The sequence below is a fragment of the Variovorax gracilis genome (assembly GCF_030317115.1).
Classification (GTDB): Bacteria; Pseudomonadota; Gammaproteobacteria; order Burkholderiales; family Burkholderiaceae_C; genus Variovorax; species Variovorax gracilis.
Genome location: NZ_JASZYF010000001.1, coordinates 387,277 through 409,984, shown reverse-complemented (window position 1 = coordinate 409,984; position 22,708 = coordinate 387,277). Strand labels below are relative to the sequence as shown.

The following is a 22,708-nucleotide window of genomic DNA, read 5'->3' as shown; positions in this document are numbered from 1 at the left end:
AAACAGATGCAAGACATCCTGATCAACTGGTCCCCGCAGGAGACCCGCGTGGCGCTCGTCGAGCACGGCGCCGTGCAGGAGCTGCACGTGGAGCGCACGCTGGAGCGCGGGCTGGTCGGCAACATCTACCTCGGGAAGGTGTCTCGCGTTCTCCCCGGGATGCAGTCGGCCTTCATCGACATCGGGCTCGACCGCACGGCTTTCCTGCACGTCGCCGACATCGTGGCCCCATTCACGCCCGGTTCGCGGCCGAGCGCTCCCGCCCCGGAGCGCGACCATCGCAATGGTGGCGCGATCGTTCCGATCGAGAAGCAGGTGTTCGAGGGTCAGTCGCTGCTGGTGCAGGTGATTAAGGACCCGATCGGCAGCAAGGGCGCGCGCCTGTCGACGCAGATCAGCATCGCGGGGCGGCTGCTCGTCTTCCTGCCGCAGGACAACCATGTGGGCGTGTCGCAGAAGATTCCGCCCGATCTGCGCGATGCACTGCGTACGCGCATGCAGGTGCTGATCGAAGCCGCCGCTGCGGCCGATAGCGGCGGCGTGGTGCCGGCCAACACGGGCGGATTCATCCTGCGCACCAACGGCGAGGATTCGAGCGACGCCGAGCTGGCCGAGGACATCGCCTACCTGCGCAAGATGTGGTCGCGCATTCGCGAGCTCTCGTCGCGCATGCCGCCCATGTCGCTCCTGCACCAGGATTTGAGCCTGCTGCAGCGCGTGCTGCGCGACATGACCGTCGAGGACACGCAGACCATCCGGATCGATTCGCGCGAGCAGTTCGATTCGCTGCTCAAGTTCGGGCTCGAATTCATGCCCCAGGCGGCCGGCAAGCTGCAGCTCTACAAGGGCGAGCGGCCCATCTTCGACCTGTATTCGATCGACGAGGAGATCGCCAAGGCGCTGGGCCGCCGTGTCGACTTGAAGTCGGGCGGCTACCTGGTGGTGGACCAGACCGAGGCGCTGACCACGGTCGACGTGAACACCGGCGGCTTCGTCGGCGCTCGCAATTTCGACGACACGATCTTCAAAACCAACCTGGAGGCCGCGCAGGCCATTGCGCGGCAGCTGCGGCTGCGCAACCTGGGCGGGATCATCATCGTCGACTTCATCGACATGGCACGCGACGAGCACCGCGAGCAGGTGCTGGCGGAGTTTCGCAAGCAGCTCGCGCGCGATCGCGTCAAGACCACGGCGGGGGGCTTCTCGCAGTTGGGACTGGTCGAGATGACCCGCAAGCGTACGCGCGAATCGCTGGCGCACATGCTCTGCGAGCCTTGCGTGGCGTGCGGGGGGCAGGGCATCGTGAAAACCGCGCGCAGCGTGGCCTACGACGTGCTGCGCGAGATCCTCCGCGAGGCGCGCCAGTTCACGCCGCGCGAGTTCCGCATCGTGTCGTCGCCTCAGGTGATCGAGCTGTTTCTCGACGAAGAGAGCCAGCACCTTGCCGGCCTGAGCGATTTCATCGGCAAGCCGATCTCGCTGCAGGCCGAGCCCGCCATGGGGCAGGGCCAGTACGACATCGTGCTTCTCTAGCTCGCCCCCAGGCTTCGCGCACGTCGTGTCGCTGCGCCTACCCCCTGCCGGGGGCGGGCCGCCCGCCCTCACGCAGTTGGACCGTTGGGTGGCTACAGCGTGGGGTCTTGGCCGGGCTGCGCGCCTCGTACGGCGAGGTTCTGCAGGCGCGCGTACAGCCCATCGAACGCCATCAATTGGGCGTGGCTGCCTTGTTCGGCAATACGGCCATGGTCCATCACGACGATGCGATCCGCGTGCTGAATCGTCGAGAGGCGATGCGCGACGATCAAGGTCGTGCGGCCTTGCATCAGTCGCTGAAGGGCCTCCTGCACCGATCGTTCGGATTCGGTGTCCAGCGCCGAGGTCGCTTCGTCGAGCAGCAGGATCGGGGCGTTCTTGTACAGGGCTCGCGCGATCGCGAGGCGCTGCCGCTGGCCGCCCGAGAGCTGGGTCGCGTTGTGGCCGAGCACGGTGTCGATGCCCTGCGGCAGGCTGTCGACATGGACCGTGAGGTTGGCGGCCGCGACGCATTCGTTGACGCGCTCGCGGTCGATTTCCGCACCGAGCGCCACGTTGGCGGCCAGGGTGTCGTTGAGCATCACGACGTCCTGGCTCACCATCGCGAACTGCGCGCGCAGGCTCTTGAGTTGCCATTGGCCGATGTCGTGGCCATCCAGCAGCACTTCGCCCCCGCTCGGCAGCACGAAGCGCGGGAGCAAGTTGACCAGGGTGGTCTTGCCCGACCCGGACGGCCCGACGAAGGCCACGGTTTCGCCGGGCTCGATCGTGAGGTTGACGTCGTCGAGCGCGCGTGCCTCATCCTCGCCGCGGTAATTGACGCGCACCTTGCGTAGCTCGATGTGGCCTTCGGCGCGCTGCGCCTCGTAGCGGCCCTGGGGCTCGGCGCCGACGTTGTCGACGAGTTCGAGCCCGCGCTCCAGCGCCGCAAGTCCCCGCGTGATCGGGTTGGCCATGTCCGCGAGCCGGCGGATCGGCGCGATCAACATCAGCATCGCCGCGATGTAGGCGACGAAGCCGCCGACGGTCAGGCCCTGTTCGTTGCTCTGCCAGAGCGCAATCACCACCACCACCGACAACGCGACAGCGGCCAGCAACTGCGTGAGTGGCGTCATCGCGGCCGATGCGATGGTCGATTTGACCGCGAGCCGGTTGAGGCTGTGGCTCAGTCGCTCGAAGCGATCGGTCTGGCTTGCCTCGGCGTTGTGCAGGCGCACCACGCGGTGCGCCAGCACGTTCTCTTCGACCACGTAGGCGAGTTCGTCGGTGGCGAGCTGGCCGAGCCGGGTCAGGTGGTAGAGCCGCTTGGACAGCACCTTCATGATCCAGCCGACGCCAGGCACCAGCACGCCAACGATCAGCGTGAGCTTCCAGTTCAGGTAGAGCAGATAGAACAGCAGCGCGAACAGCGTCAAGCCGTCGCGCGAAAGTCCCAGCAAGGCTTGAACCAGCAGCATGCCGCCGGTCTGCACTTCATACACGACCGTGTTCGACAGCGTGCTGGCCGACTGCCGCGAGAAGAGGGCCAGTTCGGCTGCGAGAAGTTTTTGGAACAGCATGCGACGAAGCCGCTGCATGCCCTCGTTGGCAATCCGCGCGAGTGCATATTGCGAAATGAACTGTGCGAGCCCCCGCACAGCGAAGAGCAGGATCATCGCCACCGGCACGATCCAGAGTGCGAGCTGCCCGCGCGTGAAGCCGCGATCGAGAAGCGGCTTGACGAGCGCAGGCATCAGCGGCTCGGTCAGGGCGGCAATGAGGGCGGTGAAGAATCCGAGAGCCCACCAGCGGCGGGAGCCACCAAACCAGGTCATCAGGCGCGCGAGTCGTCGCGTCAACGGGGGGCGCGCTACTTCGGCGGCGGGGGAGGGCTGCATGGCGGCGCATTCTACGGGCGCGTCATGTGTAGGACCGGGGCGATTCATACACGTTTTGTGACGCCGTGACCATCGCAATGTGTACCATGTCGGCTGTTTCCGTCCGAGACAGAAGAAACTTAATCCTCGGAACCTTCTCCGAACTGCATGAAAAAGCCGTTGCAAGACTTTCCCCCCGCCCCTTCTTCATCGTTCTTCGGTCGCCGCTCCCTGATTGCGGCCCTTGCCGCCTCCCCAGTGCTCCCCGCTTTCGCCCAGTTCAGGGTCGAGGTGTCGGGCGTTGGCTTGACGCAGTTGCCGATCGCGCTCGCCCCGTTCAAGGGCGAGGCGGGATCGCCCCAGAAGATTTCCGCGATCGTCCAGGCCGACCTCGAGCGCAGCGGGCAGTTCCGTGGCGTCGATGCTTCGGGTCAGTCGCTGGATGAAACGTCCCGTCCCGACCTGACCCTGTGGCGCCAGCGCACTGCCGACTCGCTCGTCGTGGGCAGCGTCAACCGGCTGGCCGACGGCCGCTTCGATGTGCGTTTCCGTCTGTGGGACGTCGTGCGCGGCCAGGATCTCGGCGGCGAGAGCTACACCGTGCCGCAGGCGGACCTGCGACTTGCCGCCCACCGGATCGCTGACTACGTCTACGAGAAGTTGACCGGCGAGAAAGGCATCTTTTCCACTCGCATCGCCTATATCACCAAGGGCGGAACCCGCCACACGCTCTGGGTGGCCGATGCCGACGGCGAAAACGCCCAGGCTGCGCTCGCAAGTCCGGAGCCGATCATTTCCCCACGATGGTCGCCGAGCGGCACGCAATTGGCCTACGTGTCCTTCGAGTCGCGCAAGCCGGTGGTGTACGTGCACAACGTGGCAAGCGGCCAGCGGCGCCTGGTGGCCAACTTCAAGGGCAACAACAGCGCACCGGCCTGGGCGCCCGATGGCGGAACGTTGGCTGTCACGCTCAGTCGCGATGGCGGCTCGCAGATCTTCACGATCCCTTCGAGCGGCGGCGAGCCGCGACGCCTCACTCAGAGCAGCAGCATCGACACCGAGCCGACGTACTCTGCGGACGGCAGTTCCATCTACTTCGTGAGCGACCGCGGCGGTGCGCCGCAGATCTACAAGATGGGCGCCAATGGCGGCAACCCGACACGGGTGACTTTCAGCGGTACCTACAACATTTCTCCGGCAATCAGCGGCGATGGTCGGTGGTTGGCCTACATCTCGCGAGTGGGGGGCGGATTCAAACTCCACGTGATGGAACTGGCGACGGGCAACGTGCAGGCAATCACCGACACGACTGCCGATGAGCGCCCAAGTTTCGCCCCGAACAGCAAGCTGATCGTCTACGCAACCCGGCTGCAGGGCCGCGAAGCGCTGATGACCACGACGCTCGACGGAAAAATAAAGGCCCGCCTGGCGGGACAGGCCGGAGACATACGCGAACCGGACTGGGGTCCGTTTCAAAAGCAATGATTAACTTGAGGAGTTCGAAAATGTTGAAACGTACGATTTATTCGTTGGCCATCGTGGCGCTGATCGCCGGTTGCTCGTCGGGCACGAAGCTCAACGACACGCCGGTGGTCGACCGCAACGCGGGCCAAGGTTCGGGTGGCGCTGCCAGTGGCGTGGCACCGGTCAGCATCGACCCGAATGCGCAGACCGCGCAGGGACCGGTCGGCGTGGCACGAATCATCTACTTCGACTTCGACAGCTACACGGTCAAGCCTGAGTTCCAACAACTCATCGACGGCCATGCGCGCTTCCTCAAGGCCAACCCGAATCGTCGCATCTCCATCGAAGGGCACACCGACGAACGCGGCGGCCGCGAATACAACCTGGCGCTGGGCCAGAAGCGTTCTGAAGCCGTGCGTCGTTCGCTGGTGCTGCTGGGCGTTTCCGATGGCCAGATCGAAGCCGTGAGCTTCGGCAAGGAAAAGCCGGCCGCCCAAGGCTCGGGCGAGGACGCCTGGGCGCAAAACCGCCGCGCTGAAATCACCTACCGTTGATCATGCGCGGTGCTTTCTTGCGGGGGGCAGCCCTCGCAGCCGCCTTGCTGTGCGCCTCTCTTGGCGCGCAGGCTGCGCTGTTCGAGGACGACGAGGCGAGACGCGCCATCCTCGACCTGCGTCAACGCGTTGAAGCCATGCGCCTGCAGAGCGAGCAACGCCAGAACGACGAGAACGCGCAACTGCGCCGCAGCCTGCTCGATCTGCAGAACCAGATCGAGCAGATGCGTGGCGATCTGGCGCGCATGACCGGGCAGAACGAACAGCTCACGCGCACGCTGACCGAAATGCAGCAGCGCCAGACGGAAGTCGACGACCGGCTCAAGAAGAACGAGCCCTCGAAGGTGGCCGTCGATGGTCGAGAATTTAATGCTGATCCGCGCGAGAAGGCCGACTTCGATGCGGCTCTGGGCATCTTCAGGGCCGGTCAATTCGCGCAGGCACAGACGGCGTTCGCCGAGTTCGTCAAGCGCTACCCGCAGAGCGGCTACAACGCGTCCGCGCTGTTCTGGCTCGGCAACGCGCAGTACGCGACGCGCAACTACAACGAGGCCATCGCCAACTTCAGGTCCATGCTGTCGCTGGCGCCTGATCATGCGAAGGCGCCCGAAGCTGTGTTGTCCATCGCCAACTGCCAGATCGAGCTGAAGGACACGCGTGCGGCGCGCCGTACGCTGGAAGACCTGACCAAGGCCTATCCGCAGTCCGAAGCTGCGCAGGCAGGGCGCGAGCGCCTCTCGCGACTCCGCTGACATCGGCCGCATCTTGTCGAGCACTGTTTCTCCCGTCGCCCCGACGGACGACGCCGATCTGGCCCGTCGCTTCGGCGGGCTCGAGCGTCTCTACGGTGTTGCGGGAGCGGCGGCCATTCGAGATGCGCACGTGCTCGTCGTCGGAATCGGCGGCGTTGGCTCGTGGGCCGTCGAGGCGTTGGCGCGCAGCGGAGTGGGACGGTTGACATTGGTCGACCTCGACCACATTGCCGAGTCCAACATCAACCGGCAGATTCATGCGCTGGACGCCACCGTCGGCCAAGCCAAGGTCGAGGCGATGCGCGACCGCATTGCGCAGATCAACTCGGCCTGCAAGGTGCTCGCGCTCGACGAGTTCGTGGAGCCGGACAATTGGCTGCAACTGCTCGCCGCGGCGCAAGCAACGAACGGCCCTGTTGCCGGAGTCATCGACGCGTGCGATCAGGTCAAGGCCAAGGTGGCGATGGCTGCGTGGGCACGCGATGCCGGCGCCGGCTTCATCACGGTCGGCGCAGCGGGCGGCAAGCGCCAAGCACACAAGGTCGACATCGATGAACTTGCGTTGGTCACGCACGATCCTTTGCTCGCGCAGCTTCGCCAGCGGCTGCGCAAGGAGCACGGAGCTCCGCGCGAGGGCCGCAAGATCGGTGTGAACTGCGTGTTCAGCCGCGAAAGCGTGGCGCCGCCAGATGCTTCATGCGCAGTGGAGGGTGACGGCTCGCTCAACTGCCACGGCTACGGGTCGGTGGTCAGCGTGACAGCCACCTTCGGACAATGTGCCGCGGGGTGGATTCTCGACAGGATTGCCCAAAAAGCCACGCTATAATCTCGGGCTTTGCCGGATCTGATGCCGGCGAAGATCAGTCTACGAAATTTGGTATTGGGACGTTAGCTCAGTTGGTAGAGCAGCGGACTTTTAATCCGTTGGTCACTGGTTCGAATCCAGTACGTCCTACCACTTCACCGTTGAATCGCAAAAGCCCGCTGTCGAAAGACAGCGGGCTTTTTTCTTGCTCCGATGCGCATGACGGCTCGCCGTTGTCCATGGCTCACGGAGTTCAAAAGCCGTCTATTGTGAAATGTGAAAAAGGAAATTCTCTTTCCCCTTGTCATTTCGTGCGATTCGCAGCAATTCACCGCTGACGTAGCTTGCCAGAACTAAATTAGAGAACTCTAACGAGGCGGGCGACGTGAGCGCCGCCAGCGGCGAGCCTCGCCAACTCTACGTGGTTCGCTTGCGTGTAAACATGGCGGAGATCTCCGGTTCGGCATCAGTGCACGAGGGGCAGGCCGTGTATGCCTACTACAAGGTCAACGCCACGTCCGGCCGAAATGGTTGACTGCGCCTTTGGAGCCGCAGGATCGCCAATGGAATTGGCCCTTGCCAGGTTTCGCGCTACCAAGACCTGGGTGGGCAAGTGCTGGACATGGCAAGCTTGATGGGCTTATCGATGTGGCGATAAGAATTTTCAACCGTGAGTCGGGGCGTATCGGTTATTGAAGCGGGACGGTGCCTCTAGTGCGCCTGAGCAACTTCGTCCTATTCTCGATTTCATGCGTTCAACAACAAAAAGAACGGCCGAAGAGAGGCCGTGCGGCTCGACGCGACGGGTCGCAGCCAAATCTGCACAAACCACTGACCGCAGATGATGGCCCGACTTGCCCGGCAGCGATTCGCTCGTGTCGGCTTCTGGATCTGCGGTGTGGCTGTGCTGGCGCTTGCGATGACTCCGGTCTCGCCATTGCAGTTGCTAATCCCCCAGGGGGACAAGATCAACCACATGCTGGCGTTTGCGGCGCTCGCGCTGGTGGGCCTCAGTGCCTACCCCGGCCGTGGCGTCGCAGTCCTTGGCGGTCTCCTGGCCTATGGTGCATTGATCGAAGTACTGCAAGCGTTCACATCCTTGCGCATGGCCGAATGGGGCGATCTCGGCGCCGACGCCGCCGGGGTGGCAATCGGTCGCCTTGTCGCCTGGGCTTTCGGCTGGAGCTTGCTCGAACGATTTGCTCCGCCGATGCTGGGGCTTCCGCGCTTTGCCAAGCGCCTGCTGGCGTTGGCGGTCGACGTCTGCTTCTGTGTGCTCACCGTCGGGATCGCGCTGTCGCTCAGCGTCGGCGCATGGGTGGTGCCGTCCGGCGCCGCGTGGTGGGCATTGGTTGGTTCGGTTCTTATCGCCTTGCCGCTATTCGCGGTGTTCGGCCTCTATCGGACCGTCTATCGCTATGGCAACGGAAGCGCACTCGTCGCGGTGTGGCATGCCTCGGTCCTCTACGCCTTGTCGTTTGGCATGGTGTTCACGCTGATCGGGATCGAAGGCGTTCCGCGCACGCTCGGCGTGATCCAGCCGCTCTTGCTCATGGTGGCAGTTGGCACTTCGCGCGCGTTCGTCGGCCATTGGCTGGGGGGCGGCTACCGCAAGTGGATGCCCATTGACGGCCTTCCGAACGTCCTGATCTACGGAGCAGGTTCGGCCGGACAGCAGTTGTCCCAGGCGGTTTCGAGCAATGGGGACATGCGCGTCGTCGGCTTCCTGGACGACGATTCCCGCTTGCATGGCGGCGTGGTTGGCGGACTGCCGGTCTTCAGTTCCGACGACCTGGTGGATCGAGTCCGCTCGCTCGAGGTCGGTACCATCCTCCTGGCATTGCCCTCGGTCTCGCGCAAGCGGCGCAACGAGATCCTCGATGTGTTGCTGCGGTTGCGCGTGGCGGTGCGCACGCTGCCCAGTCTGGCCGATCTGGCCCAGGGCCGTGTCCAGACCGGCGATTTGCGCGAACTCGACATCGAAGACTTGCTGGGCCGTGACGCGGTGCCTCCGAACGACATCCTGCTGAGCAAGAACGTGCTCGGCAAGGTGGTGCTGGTCACCGGCGCGGGCGGCTCGATCGGCAGCGAGTTGTGCCGGCAGATTGTGCGCACGCGACCCGCGACGCTGTTGCTGGTGGAAAGCAACGAGTTCGCGCTGTATTCGATTCACTCCGAACTGCTGGGTCAGTTGGCGAACCATGCCGGCCCCGAGGTTCGCGTGGTGCCGCTGCTCGCTTCCGTCCGCGACGAAAGGCGAATGCGCGAAATCATGCGGGCCTGGCGCCCGGCGACGCTCGACCATGCGGCTGCCTACAAGCACGTGCCGCTGGTCGAGCACAACGCGACCGAAGGGGTGAAGAACAACGCGATCGGCACCTGGGTCACCGCGCGCGTGGCAGCAGAGCAAGGCGTGAGCGACTTCGTGTTGGTCAGCACGGACAAGGCGGTGCGTCCTACCAACATCATGGGCGCGAGCAAGCGATTGGCCGAGATGGTATTGCAGGCGCTAGCCCGGGAAGTCGAGGACAAGCCCGATGCGACTCGATTCAGCATGGTGCGTTTCGGCAACGTGCTGGGCTCCTCCGGCTCGGTGGTACCGCTGTTCCGCCAGCAGATCAAGCGAGGCGGGCCGATCACGCTGACGCACCTGGAGATCACGCGCTACTTCATGACCATTCCCGAGGCGGCGCAACTGGTGCTTCAGGCCGGGGCCATGGGCAGCGGGGGTGACGTGTTCGTGCTGGACATGGGCGCGCCGGTGAAGATCCGCGACCTGGCGCGTCGCATGGTCGAGCTTTCAGGCATGACCGTGCGCGATGCCGACAATCCCGAGGGCGATATTGCGATCGAGGTTACGGGCCTGCGTCCGGCAGAGAAACTCTACGAAGAACTGCTGATCGGCGACAACCCTTTGCCGACGAATCATCCCCGCATCATGAAGGCGCACGAGGATTTTCTGCATTGGCCTGAACTGAGTGTGATACTGAAGGCGCTGACGACTGCAGTCGAAGCGAACGACCTGGAATCCGTCAGTGACTTGTTGCAACAGGCGGTGCGCGGCTACAACCCGAGCAGCGAGTTGGTCGACTGGGTCCACATGGAGCGCGTGGCAGAGCGCATGCCTGAGGCCCTGGCTGCTGCCTGACATTCGAGCGAGTTGATGCAACGAGAGGCGCCAAAGCGGCGCCTCTTTTCTTTGCGTGGGATGATCCAGCGAAAGCCCTTACGGAGATTGAAGGATGGTCATATTCGCTGATCAATGCCAGAGGCTCGAGATCGTCGTCGACTCCAACAGGGATGGTCGAATCTCCGTCAGCGACTTGTTGGAGTGGCTGCAGTTTCTCTACTACCTGCCTGCGCGGTTCGCGACGCTGGCCGTCGATAGAAGCTCCACCCTTTCGAAGTTCCTGGACCTGAGCTGCGACACCGGCACGCACTGGGGCGGCGCGGTGTTTTCCGGCGCGGTCTGGTTGTTGATCTTCGGCTTGATCTCGATGGCTTGGGGGGACGGCTCGGCCAGGAAGCGCGGCGGCGCCGGGAGGTCGTGAGGCACGCCCTCCGGTCCGGCTCCGCCACGCGCCGTCGCTACTTGCAGGCGAAGCTCGCCGCGTCTTCGGGATTGCCGCCGGAGTAGGTCGCAACCTTGGGGTAGGGGCACAGGGGACGCGTCCGGCTGGCAGACCAGCTCGCGGGTATTTCGGTGTTGACCACATTGGCGCCTGCGCCGCGGGCTGTTGCCTTCACAGAATCTGGCGCCTTGCCTTGCTCGACCCATGCGATGAGTGGCGAAAGCATGTCGAACTGATCCGTTGCCGGTCCGCCGGCGCAATGGTTCATGCCAGGCACGGGGAAGTAACGAGCGAAGGCGGACGCATCGCCGCCGCTGTTGGCGCGCAGGCCGTCATACCAGTTGGTGGTGTCGTCGGAGGAAAACACCGGGTCGCTGGTGCCGTGGTAGACCAGCAGCTTGCTGCCGCGGTCGCGCAGCGTCTTGAGCTGCGTCGGATTCGGAGGGGTCATGAACGACATGGACGACTCGGCGTAGACACCGCTGGTTGCGAAGATGGTCGGCGCGTCGGTGTCCATGTTGAAGGCCAGCGCGAAGTCGATGCCGGAAGGCCTGCTCGGGCCCATGGGGGGCGTGCTGAACACGAAACCCACCGCGCCCGTGTCCAGTACCTGGGAGTTGGCGAACTTCCATTGGCGCCAGTTGGTGCCGTTGATGCCCGCATCGAATGGGAAGGTGCTGTAGATCGCGGTGCCGGCGCTGTTCCGGGCGCCGGCGAAGACGTTCGACAGCGCGGTCTTTTGGGGGGTGGTCAGGCAGGTCCCGTCTCGCGCACCCGAGCAGGAGGGGACATCCGTGGCCAGGTTGAATGTCGTGCGGCATTTCGGAACATCCGAGACGATGCCGTCGGCCAGGCCGTCGAGTGCGTCGCAGCGCGCCACCACGGCTTTGGCGACCGTGTTCAGCTCGGCCTGTGCGAACGCCGTTTGCAGATCGGGTTTGCCTTGCGCAGTCAGGCCTGTCGTGACGGTGGCGTATTGCTGCACTCCGTAGAGTTGCGCGACGGCGGCCTTCGGGAGGTTGAAGCCCGGGTCGCCGGCGAGGAACCCGTCGTACTGATCCGCGTAGCGCGAGGCCGCCACCATGGCATGCCGGCCGCCGTTGGAGCAACCGCCAAGGTACGAGCGATCGGGGCCGCGGCCATACGCCTTGGTGATCAGGTTCTTGGCCATTGGCGTGAGTTGCGCCACGGCGTTGTAGCCGTAGTCCACCCGAGCTTGGGGATCGATGCCGAAGCTGGGCGTCGGTGCAGCGTGACCGGCATCGGAGCTGATCACCGCGAAACCCATGTGCAGCGCGGTGGAGAGCGGCCCGCCACCGCCGACGCCGCCCGTGGCCGTCACGACGCTGCCGTCGAGTCCGCCGTTGGCCTGGTAGAAGAACCGGCCGTTCCAGTCGACCGGCAAGCGCATCTCGAAGCCGATCGCGTAGGTTTGACCGTCGACGGAACTGGTGCGCTCATTCATCTTCCCTTTGACGAGGCAATGTGCAGGCACCTGTGTGCTGGCGCCGGTGACTGTCAGCGCTCCGGCTGCCACGGACGTCACGGAGGTGTAGACGGTGCCGGCCTGGGCGGCCCGGGCTGCAAGTTCGTCGCAATACAGCAGCTTGCCAGGCTGTGCCTGGGTCGTTGCCTGGGGTAGCAAGAAGCCGCTGCCTCCACCCCCGCCGCCGCACGCCGCGAGCACGGCCGCTGTACTGATCATCAGCATCGTCGGCCGAAGGGCCGGCAACTTGATTTGCACCATGGTTGTCTCCTGCTGAACTGGCCCTTGGCAGGGTCAATACGGTTATTGAAGATAACCAATATAGGTTCTTGTGGAAACGAGGATGGTTAGTGCAAACCCGAGCCAGGAAGCGGAATTCCTGGGCGAGAGGGCCAAAAAAAAAGGCCGCTGATGCGGCCTTTTCTGCTTCCTATGCGCTTCGGGCGCGGCCCAAATGTTCGGCGTCGTCGAGTACAGGATGGGGGGATTCTGCAATGGCGGAGACAATACCCACGGCACTTGCGCGGACCAATTCCTGGCGCAATGCCGCTTCCAGCAATCGGCGCGCGGTGTCCGGTCGATCGTGGTCGTACTCTTCATCCAACTCGCAGTGCAGGTAATAGTCGACGCGGGCCATCAGCCGATCTACCGACGCTGCCAAGTCTGTCTCGTTCATCTTCCGCTCCTCCGGATTCTGTCGTGCGGAGTGGACCTTAGTTCGATCCGTACCTTCAACTGTAGGGACTCACCCCAGCTTCGCTGATTTGCGTGAGTATGTCCATTATCCACCTTCCGGCCGATAGACATTCTTCGCGTGTCGTGGTAGTCCAACAGCGCATCATGGATATGTTCGGGATTCAAGGCTTCCGGCCGTCAGCGCAGCCTGAGACGATTCCACACCCCGCCAATCCGAGATGGCCGCTGCGCCGCCAACTCCACCCGACGCTCACCGCCCGACGCCGGCGGCAGCAGGTGCCGCAGGGTCCGCGCCACTTGCACGCAGTCCTTGATATGCAGTTCGCCCAGCGCGCGCATCGCAGCGTAGCTCAGTGTGGCGGAGACCGCCTGGCCGACGATCGGCACGTATTTGGTGGCTTGCTTGGCCGTCAGCTTGACCCCGGCGTGGCGGGCCAGCCCGATCAGCAGTTCGCGCGTCACCAGACGACCGACCAGCAAAGCGCCCACCGTCGCCGCCGCCTTGCGGATGCGCTCTCGCTCGGAGGGTGCCAGGCGGTCGACTTGCGTCACAGAAAGCCCGAATTCCGTGCTGATCTGCGGAATCACCCGCGCCAGCAGCGCCGCATCGGCCGCCCAGTCGATTCCAGGGATCGGCACGGCGCCGACCGCAGCAGCCATCAGCGCCTTCCGGCCGAGTAGACGCCGGCTGCGCCGAATGGCCGCGATGAGTTCCGGATCGCCTTGGGCGAGTTCGATGGCGGAGGGCATGCCGCTGAATTATCAGGCGGCGAGCGACTCGAGTTTGTCGGACAAGGCCAGCCAGCGCTCTTCGAGCTGGGCAATTTCGTCATTCAGCGTCTTCAGGCGCTTGCCCGCTTCGGCGATGTCCGCGGCAGCCAGGGGTTGCGCCAGCCGCTCTTCGAGCGAGGCCTTCTCGGTCGTGGCGGCGGCGAGGCGTTGATCGATCTGCGCGAGTTCCCGCTTGATCGGCTTGGCCTGTTCGCTGCGCTGCTGGCGATCCTGGGCATCCTGCTTGCGCTGGTTCTTGCCCTGCGGCGCGGCCTCCGGTGCCGGTGCGCTGGCGACCGGGGGCGGTGCCGCTTCCTCCGCAGCCGCGGTGGCCGCGTCGCGCGTGGCGATCTTGGCCTCCTCCCGCAGGCGCTTGGCCTCGTCGAGCAGGTAGCGCTGGTAGTCGTCCAGATCGCCGTCGAAATCGCCGACCACGCCGCGGCCGACCAGCCAGAACTCGTCGCACACGGAGCGCAACAGTGCGCGGTCGTGGCTCACCAGCATCAGAGTGCCTTCGAATTCGTTGAGCGCGACCGCGAGCGCCTCGCGCGTGGCCAGGTCCAGGTGATTGGTGGGCTCGTCGAGCAGCAGCAGGTTGGGGCGCTGCCAGACCATCATCGCCAGAACCAGGCGGGCTTTCTCGCCGCCGCTCATGGTGCCGACAGGCTGCTTCACCATGTCGCCGCTGAAGTTGAAGCTGCCCAGGTAGCCGCGCAGGTCCTGCTCGCCCGTACGCTCCTTGGCGGCGGAGCCCAGTTCGCGCGCCATGCGGACCATGTGTTCAAGCGGGGTGTCCTGCGGACGCAGCACGTCGAGTTCCTGCTGTGCAAAGTAGCCGATGTTGAGGCCCTTGCCTTCGGTGACCGTCCCGGCCAGCGCGCCCATTTCGCGGGCTATGGTCTTGACCAGCGTCGACTTGCCCTGGCCGTTGGCGCCCAGGATCCCGATGCGCTGGCCGGCCAGCACAGAGCGGTTGACCCCGCGCAGGATGGTCTTGGGCGGCTCGTCTTCCATGCGATAACCGAAACTGGCATCGCTGATCGACAGCATCGGGTTCGGGATATTCCCCGGCTCCTTGAACTCGAAGCTGAAGTCTGCCTCGGCCAGCAGGGGCGCGACCTTTTCCATGCGTTCCAGCGCCTTGACACGGCTCTGCGCCTGCTTGGCCTTGCTGGCCTTTGCCTTGAAGCGGTCGATGAACTTCTGCAGGTGGGCGATCTTGTCCTGCTGCTTGGCGAACGCCGCCTGCTGAAGCTCCATCTGCTGGGCGCGCAGTGTCTCGAAGGCGCTGTAGTTGCCGCCGTAGCGCGTGAGTTTGGCGTGATCGATGTGCAGGGTGACGTCGGTCACAGCATCGAGGAATTCGCGGTCATGGCTGATCACGATCATCGTGCCGGCGTACTTCTGCAGCCAGGATTCGAGCCAGACGAGGGCGTCCAGGTCCAGGTGGTTGGTCGGTTCGTCGAGCAGCAGCAGGTCGCTCGGGCACATCAGCGCACGCGCGAGCTGCAGCCGCATCCGCCAGCCGCCGGAGAAGCTGTTGACGGGCTGGTCGAGTTCGTGGGCCTTGAAGCCCAGGCCGAGGATCAGCGACTGCGCGCGCGGCACGGCATCGTGCTCGCCGGCATCGGCCAGGTCGGTGTAGGCATGGGCGAGGGCCATGCCCATTTCATGGTCGTCGGGGTCGGCTTCGTGGCCCGCCTCCGCGAGGGCGAGGGCCTCGCGCAGTTCGACCAGCCGTGTGTCGCCGCCCACCACGAATTCGGTCGCCGGTTCGTCGGTTTCCGGCATGTTCTGCGCGACCTGCGCCATGCGCCATTGCTTCGGCAGCGAGAAGTCGCCGCCGTCTTCATGCAGCGTGCCGTTGAAAAGCGCGAACAGCGTGGACTTGCCCGCGCCGTTGCGTCCCACCAGGCCGACCTTCTCGCCGGGATTGATGGTGACGCTGGCGCCGTCGAGCAGCACTTTGGCGCTGCGGCGCAGGATGACGTTCTTGAGAGTGATCATTTCATTGCCCGCGCGCTGGCGGGCATTTCTTCAGAGGGAATCGCGGGTGACCAGCAGTACCTGGTCTTCGCCTGCGCTGGTGGCGAGCCACACCACTTCGAGCTGCGGAAAGGCGGCCTCGAAGTGGGCGCGCTCGTTGCCGATTTCAAGCACCAGCACGGCGGAATCGCTCATGCAGGCGGGCGCTTCGGCGAGAAGCCGGCGGATGAAATCCATGCCGTCGCTGCCGCCGGCCAAGGCCAGTTCGGGCTCCGCGCGGTACTCGGCGGGAAGCGTGGTCATGCTCTGCGCATTGACGTACGGCGGATTGCAAAGGATGAGGTCGTAGGGGCCGCGCACGCTGGCGAGGCCATCGGATTCGAGCAGCGTAACGCGGTCGTCGAGCTCATGCCGCGTCACGTTGATGGCCGCGATTTCGAGCGCCGCGGTCGACAGGTCCGCCGCATCGACTGCGATGTCCGGGTAGGTCATCGCCGCCAGCACCGCGAGGCTGCCGTTGCCGGTGCACAGGTCCAGCACGCGGCGCGTGTGTTCGCCCAGCCAGGGATCGATGCTGCCGTCGGCCAGCAGTTCCGCAATGAAGCTGCGCGGGACGATGGCGCGCTCGTCGACGTAAAAGGGCACGCCTTGCAGCCAGGCTTCCTTGGTCAGGTAGGCGGCGGGTTTGCGCGTCTCGATGCGCTGGGCGAAGAGCTGGCTGATGCGCGCAGCGTCCGCCGGCGACACCGGGCGGTCGGCGACTTCGTCCAGTTCATCGCGTGGCAGGCCGAGGCGCCAGAGCACGAGCCACACGGCCTCGTCGAAGGCGTTGTCCGTACCGTGGCCGAACGCAACACCCGCGTCGGCCAGCTGCTTGGCGCCGGCCTCGATCAGTTCAATGACGGTGCTCATACGAAGAGCAGCGCTTCGAGCCTGTCCAGCGTGCGGCGATAGATGTTCTTGAGCGGCTCGATCTCGGCGACCGCGATGTGCTCGTCGATCTTGTGGATGCTGGCGTTCACGGGACCCAGTTCGACCACCTGCTTGCAGATCTTCGCGATGAACCGGGCGTCGCTCGTGCCGCCGCTGGTCGACAACTCGGTCTCGATGCCGGTTTCGTCGCGGATGGACTGCTGCACCGCTTCGACCAGTTCGCCCGGCTTCGTGAGGAAGGGCAATCCGCCGACGGTCCACGCCAGCGTGTAGTCGACACCATGGCTGTCGAGCACGGCGTGCACGCGTTGCTGCAGCGACTCCGGTGTCGATTCGGTCGAAAAACGGAAGTTGAAGTCGACCACCGCGGTACCCGGGATGACGTTGCTCGCGCCGGTCCCCGCGTGGATGTTGCTGACTTGCCAGCTTGTCGGCTGGAAGTGGTCGTTGCCCGCATCCCAGCCGCCTGCCGCGTTGATCGCGACCAGCTCGGCCAGCGCTGGCGCGAGCGAATGCACGGGATTCTTCGCCAGGTGCGGATAGGCGATGTGGCCCTGCGCGCCCTTGACGGTCAGCTTGCCGCTCATGGTGCCGCGCCGGCCATTCTTGATCATGTCGCCGCAGCGCTCGACGGCCGTCGGTTCGCCGACGATGCAGTAGTCGATACGTTCGCCGCGCGCAGCCAGCGTGTTGCAGACCACGACCGTGCCGTCCACGCCGGGGCCTTCCTCGTCGCTGGTAAGCAGCAGGGCGAGGGTGAGGCGTGGATCCGGCTTCGCGGCCAGGAATTCTTCGATCGCGACGACGAAGGCCGCGAGCGAGGTCTTCATGTCGCAGGCACCGCGGCCGTAGAGCTTGCCGTCGCGGTGGGTGGGCGTGAAGGGGTGGCTGGTCCAGTGTTCGACCGGCCCGGTGGGCACGACGTCGGTGTGACCCGCAAAAGCCATCGTCCGGCTTGCGCCGATCGGGGCGGCGCCGGGCCGGACTGCCCACAGATTGGTCACCCGGAAGTCGGCCGGGCCGCTTTCGATGCTCTCGAGCCGGAATCCGAGCCGCGCCAGCCGTTCGCCGAGGATCTCCTGGCACCCCGCATCGTCGGGGGTGACCGAGGGGCGGGAGATCAGTTGTTCGGCAAGCTGGAGCGTTCGGGACATCGAGATGACAAATGGATCACAGACGCACGTCGAGCGTGATGTCCGTGAAGGTGGGTTCCTCGACCTGGTCGAGGAGGGAGCGTTCTTCGCTGCGGGTTTGCGGCGCCTTGCGGTTCTGCAGGCGCCACATCAGGTTGGTCGGCGAGTCGGCCTGGGCCAAGCCTTCCTCGCGGGTGACCAGATTTTCGGTGATCAGGCGGGCGATGTCTTCCTCGAAGGTCTGTGACCCTTCGGCCATGGACTGTTCCATGGCTTCCTTGACGGCCGAAAAGTCGCCCTTGCCGATGTGCTCGGCGACCAGCGCCGTGTTCAGCAGCACTTCGAGCGCCGGGACGCGGGCGCCGTTGGGCGTGCGCAGCAAGCGCTGCGCGACGATGGCGCGCAGGGCACCGCCGAGGTCGCCCAACAGGGTGGGGCGCACTTCCACCGGGTAGAAACTCAGGATGCGGTTCAGCGCCCGGTAGCTGTTGTTGGCGTGCAGCGTGGCCACGCAGAGGTGGCCCGATTGCGCGTAGGCGATCGCGGCGGTCATGGTTTCGCGATCACGGATTTCGCCGATCTGGATCACGTCGGGCGCCTGGCGCAGCGCGTTCTTCAACGCGATCTGGAGCGATTGCGTGTCGCTGCCCACATCGCGCTGATTCACCATCGACTTCTTGTTGGTGAAGGTGAACTCGATCGGTTCCTCGACCGTCAGGATGTGGCCGGTCGCGTTCTCGTTGCGGTAGTCGAGCATCGAGGCCAGCGTCGTGCTCTTGCCGGCACCGGTGGACCCGACCATCAGGATGAGCCCGCGCTTTTCCATCACGAGCGTCTTGAGGATCTCGGGCAGGTTCAAGTCCTCGAAGGACGGGATGACCGAGGCGATGTGCCGCACCACGACGGCATAGCTGCCGCGCTGCCGCATGGCGCTGATGCGGAAGTTGCCTGCGCCGTCGAGGCCGATCGCCATGTTGAGTTCGCCCGTGCGTTCCAACTCGGCGATTCGGCTCTCATGCACCACCTCCGAAAGCAGGCTCAGGGGCGCCTCCGGCGGCAGCACCTGGCCATTGATCGGCATGCAGTTGCCGTTGATGCGAATCAGCGCCGGGGAGTTCGCCGATAGATAGATGTCGGAAGCCTTGCGTTCGGCCATCAGGCGAAGAATTCGCTCCATCGTGTTCATCGGCATTTCTCCTCAGCGTTGTGGTTGTGAAACACGGCCACCGTGCCGCCCCCTCAGGCGGCCGGCTTCCTCTTGGGCTCTCAGTCGCGCAGCAGATCGTTGAGCGAGGTCTTGGCGCGGGTTTGCGCGTCGACACGCTTCACGATGATGGCAGCGTACAGGCTGTACTTGCCGTTGTCCTTGGGCAGCGTGCCGCTGATGACGACCGAGCCCGACGGCACGCGGCCGTAGCTGACTTCGCCGGTCGTGCGGTCGTAGATCGGCGTGCTCTGGCCGATGTAGACGCCCATCGACAACACGGAGTTTTCCTCGATCACCACGCCTTCGACCACTTCGGAGCGGGCGCCGATGAAGCAGTTGTCCTCGATGATGGTCGGGCCGGCCTGCAGCGGCTCCAGGACGCCGCCGATGCCGACGCCGCCCGAGAGGTGCACGTTGGCGCCGATCTGGGCGCAGGAACCGACCGTAGCCCAGGTGTCGACCATGGTGCCTTCGCCGACATAGGCGCCGATGTTCACGTAGGAGGGCATCAGGATCGCGCCCTTGGCGATGTAGCTGCCGCGGCGCGCCACGGCCGGCGGCACGATGCGCACGCCGGCTTCCTTCAGCTCGCCGGCCGACAGGTGCGAGAACTTGGTCGGTACCTTGTCGTAGAAGCCCAGCGAGCCGGCCTGCATCTGCTCGTTGTCCTTGAGGCGAAACGACAGCAGCACGGCCTTCTTGATCCACTGATGCACGGTCCACTGGCCCACGCTCTCACGGGTGGCGACGCGCAGGTGGCCGTTGTTGAGTTCGGCGATGACGTGATCGACGGCATCGCGGACTTCCTTCGGAGCGCTGGTGGCGGAAATGTTGGCGCGGTCTTCCCACGCGGCGTCGATGGTCTGCTGGAGTTGTTGGGTCATGGAAAAACTCAGTTCTGGATGAAGTTCACGATGCGTTGCGCGGCCTCGGTGCATTCGGCCGTGTCGGCGACCAGCGCCATTCGGATGCGCCCGCGGCCCGGATTGGCGCCGGCTACGTCGCGGGCGAGGTAACTGCCGGGCAGCACCGTCACATTGTATTGAGCGTAGAGCGCACGGGCGAAGCCCTGGTCGTCGCCTTTCCACGAGGCCGGGACGCCGGCCCAGAGGTAGAAGCTGGCGTCCGGCAGGCGAACGTCGAGCACGGATTCGAGCAAGGGCGTGACGGCGGCGAACTTGGCGCGGTACTGGGCGCGGTTCTCGATCACGTGGGTCTCGTCGTTCCATGCCGCGATGCTGGCTGCGGCCACCGTGCCGCTCATGGCGCTGCCGTGATAGGTGCGATAGAGCAGGAAAGACTTGATGATGGCCGAATCGCCAGCCACGAAGCCGCTGCGCAGTCCGGGTACGTTGCTGCGCTTGGACAGCGAGGTGAGGGCGATGAGGTTGCGGAAATCGCTGCGGCCCAGTTTCGCCGCGGCCTCGAGTCCGCCGAGCGGCGGTTCGTCGCGGAAATAGATCTCGCTGTAGCACTCGTCGGCCGCAATCACGAAGCCGTGGCGATCCGACAGCGCGAAGAGCTTCTGCCACTCGTCCAGCGGCATGACGGCCCCGGTCGGGTTGCCCGGCGAGCAGACGAAGACGAGCTGGGTGCGTGCCCAGACCTCGGCGGGCACGCTGTCCCAGTCGACGGCAAAGTTGCGCGCCGCCACGCTGGGCACGTAGTAGGGCTCCGCGCCCGACAAGAAGGCCGCGCCTTCGTAGATTTGATAGAAGGGATTGGGCGACAGCACCACGGGCGCCGGCGATTTGCTGGAATCGATCACCGTCTGCGCCAGCGCAAACAGGGCCTCGCGCGACCCGTTGACCGGCAGCACCTGCGTGGCCGGGTCCAGCGCCAGGTCGTATCGACGCTGCAGCCAGCCCGTGAACGACTCGCGCAGCTTGAGTTCGCCAGCCGTCGCCGGATACACGGCGAGCGCGCCGAGGCTGTTGGACAGGGTTTCCTTGATGAACGCCGGCGTGGGGTGCTTGGGTTCGCCGATGCCCAGGCTGATGGGGGCGAATTCGGGGTTCGGCGTGACGCCCGCGAAGAGTTGGCGCAGCCGCTCGAACGGGTAAGGCTGCAGTTTGGCGAGCAGGGGATTCATGGGCCTGGATTATCAGGGCCTGGCCGCGAGCGCCAGCAGGCGGTCATAGGCGTCGGGATCGGCTTCCCGCAGCCTGGCGAGCGCCGAGGCCGCTGCATCGGCGATCTCGGCGCGGCTTTGCTTCTTGGCGGCCTCGATCTTGTCGTAGGCCTTCTGAAGCTTGTCGAGGGAATCGGCACCCTGAGCCGGGGTGACCGACTTGTATTGCTTGTCGGCCAGCAGCACTTCCGTGATCCAGCCAATTTGCCGCCCGTAGCTGGCAACGTCGAAGGCCTTCTTTTCCAGCTCGCCGTTGCCCGCCCAGGGGGGAATTCCCGCGAAGAACCAGCTCGTATCCGGCTCGATCTGCTGCGCCACGCTGCCGCTGAACGGAAAGTGCAAGGTCGGGGACCAGAACCAGAGCCATGGAAACATCGCGTTCTCCTCGGTGATGTGCGCCGCAATTCAGAGCTTCTTGACCAGCACCTGGCTCTTGCGGTCCCAGTTGTACTTGCGCTTTCGGGCCTCGGGCAGCCAGTCAGGGTTGACCTGCTGGAAACCCCGCTTCAGGAACCAGTGCATGGTGCGCGTCGTCAGCACGAAGATGCTTTCCAGGCCCTGGGCCTTGGCCCGTTGTTCGATCCGCTTGAGGATGCGTTCGCCGTCGCCCTGCGCCTGCGACTGGGGCGACACGGTCAGCGCCGCCATCTCCGCCGTCTTGGCTTCGGGGTAGGGGTAGAGCGCCGCACAGCCGAAAATCACGCCGTCGTGCTCGATCACCGTGTACTGGCCGACGTCGCGCTCGATCTCGGTGCGGCTGCGCTTCACCAGCGTGCCGTCTCGCTCGAAGGGCTCGATGAGCTGCAGGATGCCGCCGATGTCGTCCGCCGTCGCTTCGCGCAGCGATTCGAGCTTCTCGTCGATCACCATGGTGCCGATGCCGTCGTGCACGTACACCTCCAGCAACAGCGAGCCGTCCACGCTGAAAGGCAGGATGTGGTTGCGCTCCACGCCTGCCTCGCAGGCCTTCACGCAATGCTGCAGGTAGAAGGCAGTGTCCGTCGGCCGCTGCGGAGGCGAGAGCGACTCCAGAAGCTTCTTCGCCGTGTCGAGCGGCAATTCGGTGTCGATCGGGTTGTCCTCGCTGACCGGCAAGCTGGTGTCCAGCGGAATCCCGGGAATCTCGGACAGGAAGATCAGCTTGTCGGCCTGGATCGAGATCGCCACGCTGGTCGCAACCTCTTCCATCGTCAGGTTGAAGGCCTCGCCGGTGGGCGAGAAGCCGAAGGGGGACATCAGCACCATTGCGCCGAAATCCAGCGCGCGCCGGATGCCAGCCGCATCGACCTTGCGCACCAGTCCCGAATGCTGGAAGTCGACGCCGTCGACCACACCGACCGGCCGCGCAGTGATGAAGTTGCCCGAGATGACGCGGATCGTGGAGCCGGCCATCGGCGTGTTCGGCAGGCCCTGGCTGAAGGCGGCCTCGATCTCGTAGCGCAGCTGGCCGGCGGCCTCCTGCGCGCAGTCCAGCGCCACCTCGTCGGTGATGCGCATGCCGTGGGAGTACCTTGCCTCGTGGCCCTTGGCGCGCAACTGCTCGTTGACCTGGGGGCGGAAGCCGTGCACCAGCACCACCTTGACGCCCATGCTCTGGATCAGGGCCAGGTCCTGGGCGATGTTCTGCAGCTTGCCGGCCGCGATCGCCTCGCCGGCCATCGCGACCACGAAGGTCTTGCCGCGATGCATGTGGATGTAGGGTGCCACCGAGCGAAACCAGGGGACGAAGGTGAAGTTGAAGACGGTGGACATTGGCGGGGTAGGGGAGGCGGAAGGGCCGGGCGCAAGATAATCGGCGATTTTCCCCGAACTGCCCGCCTTGTCTTCGC

At 65.0% G+C, this 22,708-nt stretch carries 19 protein-coding genes and 1 tRNA gene; 8 read left to right on the top strand and 12 right to left on the bottom strand.

The features are described from left to right. Positions 1–6: 6 nt before the first annotated feature. A complete protein-coding gene (gene rng / locus QTH97_RS01945; RefSeq protein ID WP_286566298.1) occupies positions 7–1,533 on the top strand; it encodes a ribonuclease G in 1,527 nt (508 codons plus the stop codon). Positions 1,534–1,625: 92 nt separating this feature from the next. Here rng and msbA read toward each other — a convergent pair whose 3' ends face one another. Beyond that, complete coding sequence (gene msbA, locus QTH97_RS01940; protein WP_286566297.1) at positions 1,626–3,410, bottom strand: lipid A export permease/ATP-binding protein MsbA; 1,785 nt, start codon at positions 3,408–3,410, stop codon at positions 1,626–1,628. 159 nt (positions 3,411–3,569) lie between these two features. On the opposite strand from msbA, the gene tolB reads away from it, so the two are divergent. From tolB to QTH97_RS01905, 7 genes are all read left to right on the top strand, one after another. Further along, entirely contained in the window at positions 3,570–4,874 is a 1,305-nt protein-coding gene (tolB, locus tag QTH97_RS01935; RefSeq protein ID WP_506555382.1) for a Tol-Pal system beta propeller repeat protein TolB, read from the top strand. A gap of 20 nt (positions 4,875–4,894) precedes the next feature. Beyond that, complete coding sequence (pal, locus tag QTH97_RS01930; protein WP_286566296.1) at positions 4,895–5,407, top strand: peptidoglycan-associated lipoprotein Pal; 513 nt, start codon at positions 4,895–4,897, stop codon at positions 5,405–5,407. A 2-nt stretch (positions 5,408–5,409) separates the two neighbouring features. Then, positions 5,410–6,159 carry a tol-pal system protein YbgF gene (ybgF, locus tag QTH97_RS01925; protein ID WP_286566295.1) on the top strand — a complete coding sequence of 250 codons (750 nt, stop codon included), beginning with the start codon at positions 5,410–5,412 and terminating at the stop codon, positions 6,157–6,159. Between the two features lie 10 nt (positions 6,160–6,169). Beyond that, complete coding sequence (locus QTH97_RS01920; RefSeq protein ID WP_444813380.1) at positions 6,170–6,985, top strand: tRNA threonylcarbamoyladenosine dehydratase; 816 nt, start codon at positions 6,170–6,172, stop codon at positions 6,983–6,985. A 56-nt stretch (positions 6,986–7,041) separates the two neighbouring features. After that, positions 7,042–7,117: transfer RNA gene (locus QTH97_RS01915), tRNA-Lys, on the top strand. 1,057 nt (positions 7,118–8,174) lie between these two features. Further along, positions 8,175–10,112 carry a polysaccharide biosynthesis protein gene (locus tag QTH97_RS01910; RefSeq protein WP_286567068.1) on the top strand — a complete coding sequence of 646 codons (1,938 nt, stop codon included), beginning with the start codon at positions 8,175–8,177 and terminating at the stop codon, positions 10,110–10,112. Between the two features lie 94 nt (positions 10,113–10,206). Then, positions 10,207–10,515: a hypothetical protein gene (locus QTH97_RS01905; RefSeq protein WP_286566292.1), complete on the top strand. Its 309-nt coding sequence runs from the start codon at positions 10,207–10,209 to the stop codon at positions 10,513–10,515. A 37-nt stretch (positions 10,516–10,552) separates the two neighbouring features. Here QTH97_RS01905 and QTH97_RS01900 read toward each other — a convergent pair whose 3' ends face one another. From QTH97_RS01900 to argA, 11 genes are all read right to left on the bottom strand, one after another. Further along, a complete protein-coding gene (locus QTH97_RS01900) occupies positions 10,553–12,283 on the bottom strand; it encodes a tannase/feruloyl esterase family alpha/beta hydrolase (RefSeq protein WP_286566291.1) in 1,731 nt (576 codons plus the stop codon). Between the two features lie 169 nt (positions 12,284–12,452). Next, a complete protein-coding gene (locus tag QTH97_RS01895; protein ID WP_286566290.1) occupies positions 12,453–12,698 on the bottom strand; it encodes a hypothetical protein in 246 nt (81 codons plus the stop codon). Between the two features lie 197 nt (positions 12,699–12,895). Continuing rightward, positions 12,896–13,468 (bottom strand): hypothetical protein, encoded by a 573-nt coding sequence (locus tag QTH97_RS01890; RefSeq protein WP_286566289.1) that lies wholly within the window; start codon positions 13,466–13,468, stop codon positions 12,896–12,898. A gap of 12 nt (positions 13,469–13,480) precedes the next feature. Next, complete coding sequence (locus QTH97_RS01885) at positions 13,481–15,496, bottom strand: ABC-F family ATP-binding cassette domain-containing protein (protein ID WP_286566288.1); 2,016 nt, start codon at positions 15,494–15,496, stop codon at positions 13,481–13,483. Between the two features lie 30 nt (positions 15,497–15,526). Continuing rightward, positions 15,527–16,387 carry a 50S ribosomal protein L3 N(5)-glutamine methyltransferase gene (gene prmB, locus QTH97_RS01880; RefSeq protein ID WP_286566287.1) on the bottom strand — a complete coding sequence of 287 codons (861 nt, stop codon included), beginning with the start codon at positions 16,385–16,387 and terminating at the stop codon, positions 15,527–15,529. Further along, positions 16,384–17,562, bottom strand: coding sequence for a succinyl-diaminopimelate desuccinylase (dapE, locus tag QTH97_RS01875; protein ID WP_286566286.1), 1,179 nt, complete (start codon positions 17,560–17,562; stop codon positions 16,384–16,386). Before dapE ends, prmB begins: the two co-directional genes overlap by 4 nt. Positions 17,563–17,578: 16 nt before the next feature. Continuing rightward, positions 17,579–18,727, bottom strand: a complete 1,149-nt coding sequence (locus QTH97_RS01870; protein WP_286566285.1) for a PilT/PilU family type 4a pilus ATPase — start codon at positions 18,725–18,727, stop codon at positions 17,579–17,581. Positions 18,728–18,807: 80 nt separating this feature from the next. Next, positions 18,808–19,632, bottom strand: coding sequence for a 2,3,4,5-tetrahydropyridine-2,6-dicarboxylate N-succinyltransferase (dapD, locus tag QTH97_RS01865; RefSeq protein WP_286566283.1), 825 nt, complete (start codon positions 19,630–19,632; stop codon positions 18,808–18,810). Positions 19,633–19,640: 8 nt separating this feature from the next. Continuing rightward, positions 19,641–20,840 (bottom strand): succinyldiaminopimelate transaminase, encoded by a 1,200-nt coding sequence (dapC, locus tag QTH97_RS01860; protein WP_286566282.1) that lies wholly within the window; start codon positions 20,838–20,840, stop codon positions 19,641–19,643. 12 nt (positions 20,841–20,852) lie between these two features. After that, positions 20,853–21,254 carry a hypothetical protein gene (locus QTH97_RS01855; RefSeq protein ID WP_286566281.1) on the bottom strand — a complete coding sequence of 134 codons (402 nt, stop codon included), beginning with the start codon at positions 21,252–21,254 and terminating at the stop codon, positions 20,853–20,855. A 30-nt stretch (positions 21,255–21,284) separates the two neighbouring features. Next, a complete protein-coding gene (argA, locus tag QTH97_RS01850) occupies positions 21,285–22,631 on the bottom strand; it encodes an amino-acid N-acetyltransferase (protein ID WP_286566280.1) in 1,347 nt (448 codons plus the stop codon). Positions 22,632–22,708 lie beyond the last annotated feature (77 nt).

Coding starts and splice junctions, on each gene's coding strand:
- QTH97_RS01885 (WP_286566288.1), bottom strand. CDS start 15,496: ATGATCACTCTCAAGAACGTCATCCTGCGCCGCAGCGCCAAAGTGCTG.
- argA (WP_286566280.1), bottom strand. CDS start 22,631: ATGTCCACCGTCTTCAACTTCACCTTCGTCCCCTGGTTTCGCTCGGTG.
- pal (WP_286566296.1), top strand. CDS start 4,895: ATGTTGAAACGTACGATTTATTCGTTGGCCATCGTGGCGCTGATCGCC.
- dapC (WP_286566282.1), bottom strand. CDS start 20,840: ATGAATCCCCTGCTCGCCAAACTGCAGCCTTACCCGTTCGAGCGGCTG.
- dapE (WP_286566286.1), bottom strand. CDS start 17,562: ATGTCCCGAACGCTCCAGCTTGCCGAACAACTGATCTCCCGCCCCTCG.
- QTH97_RS01870 (WP_286566285.1), bottom strand. CDS start 18,727: ATGAACACGATGGAGCGAATTCTTCGCCTGATGGCCGAACGCAAGGCT.
- dapD (WP_286566283.1), bottom strand. CDS start 19,632: ATGACCCAACAACTCCAGCAGACCATCGACGCCGCGTGGGAAGACCGC.
- msbA (WP_286566297.1), bottom strand. CDS start 3,410: ATGCAGCCCTCCCCCGCCGCCGAAGTAGCGCGCCCCCCGTTGACGCGA.
- QTH97_RS01905 (WP_286566292.1), top strand. CDS start 10,207: ATGGTCATATTCGCTGATCAATGCCAGAGGCTCGAGATCGTCGTCGAC.
- QTH97_RS01855 (WP_286566281.1), bottom strand. CDS start 21,254: ATGTTTCCATGGCTCTGGTTCTGGTCCCCGACCTTGCACTTTCCGTTC.
- ybgF (WP_286566295.1), top strand. CDS start 5,410: ATGCGCGGTGCTTTCTTGCGGGGGGCAGCCCTCGCAGCCGCCTTGCTG.
- QTH97_RS01900 (WP_286566291.1), bottom strand. CDS start 12,283: ATGGTGCAAATCAAGTTGCCGGCCCTTCGGCCGACGATGCTGATGATC.
- QTH97_RS01910 (WP_286567068.1), top strand. CDS start 8,175: ATGCTGGGGCTTCCGCGCTTTGCCAAGCGCCTGCTGGCGTTGGCGGTC.
- QTH97_RS01895 (WP_286566290.1), bottom strand. CDS start 12,698: ATGAACGAGACAGACTTGGCAGCGTCGGTAGATCGGCTGATGGCCCGC.
- prmB (WP_286566287.1), bottom strand. CDS start 16,387: ATGAGCACCGTCATTGAACTGATCGAGGCCGGCGCCAAGCAGCTGGCC.
- QTH97_RS01890 (WP_286566289.1), bottom strand. CDS start 13,468: ATGCCCTCCGCCATCGAACTCGCCCAAGGCGATCCGGAACTCATCGCG.
- rng (WP_286566298.1), top strand. CDS start 7: ATGCAAGACATCCTGATCAACTGGTCCCCGCAGGAGACCCGCGTGGCG.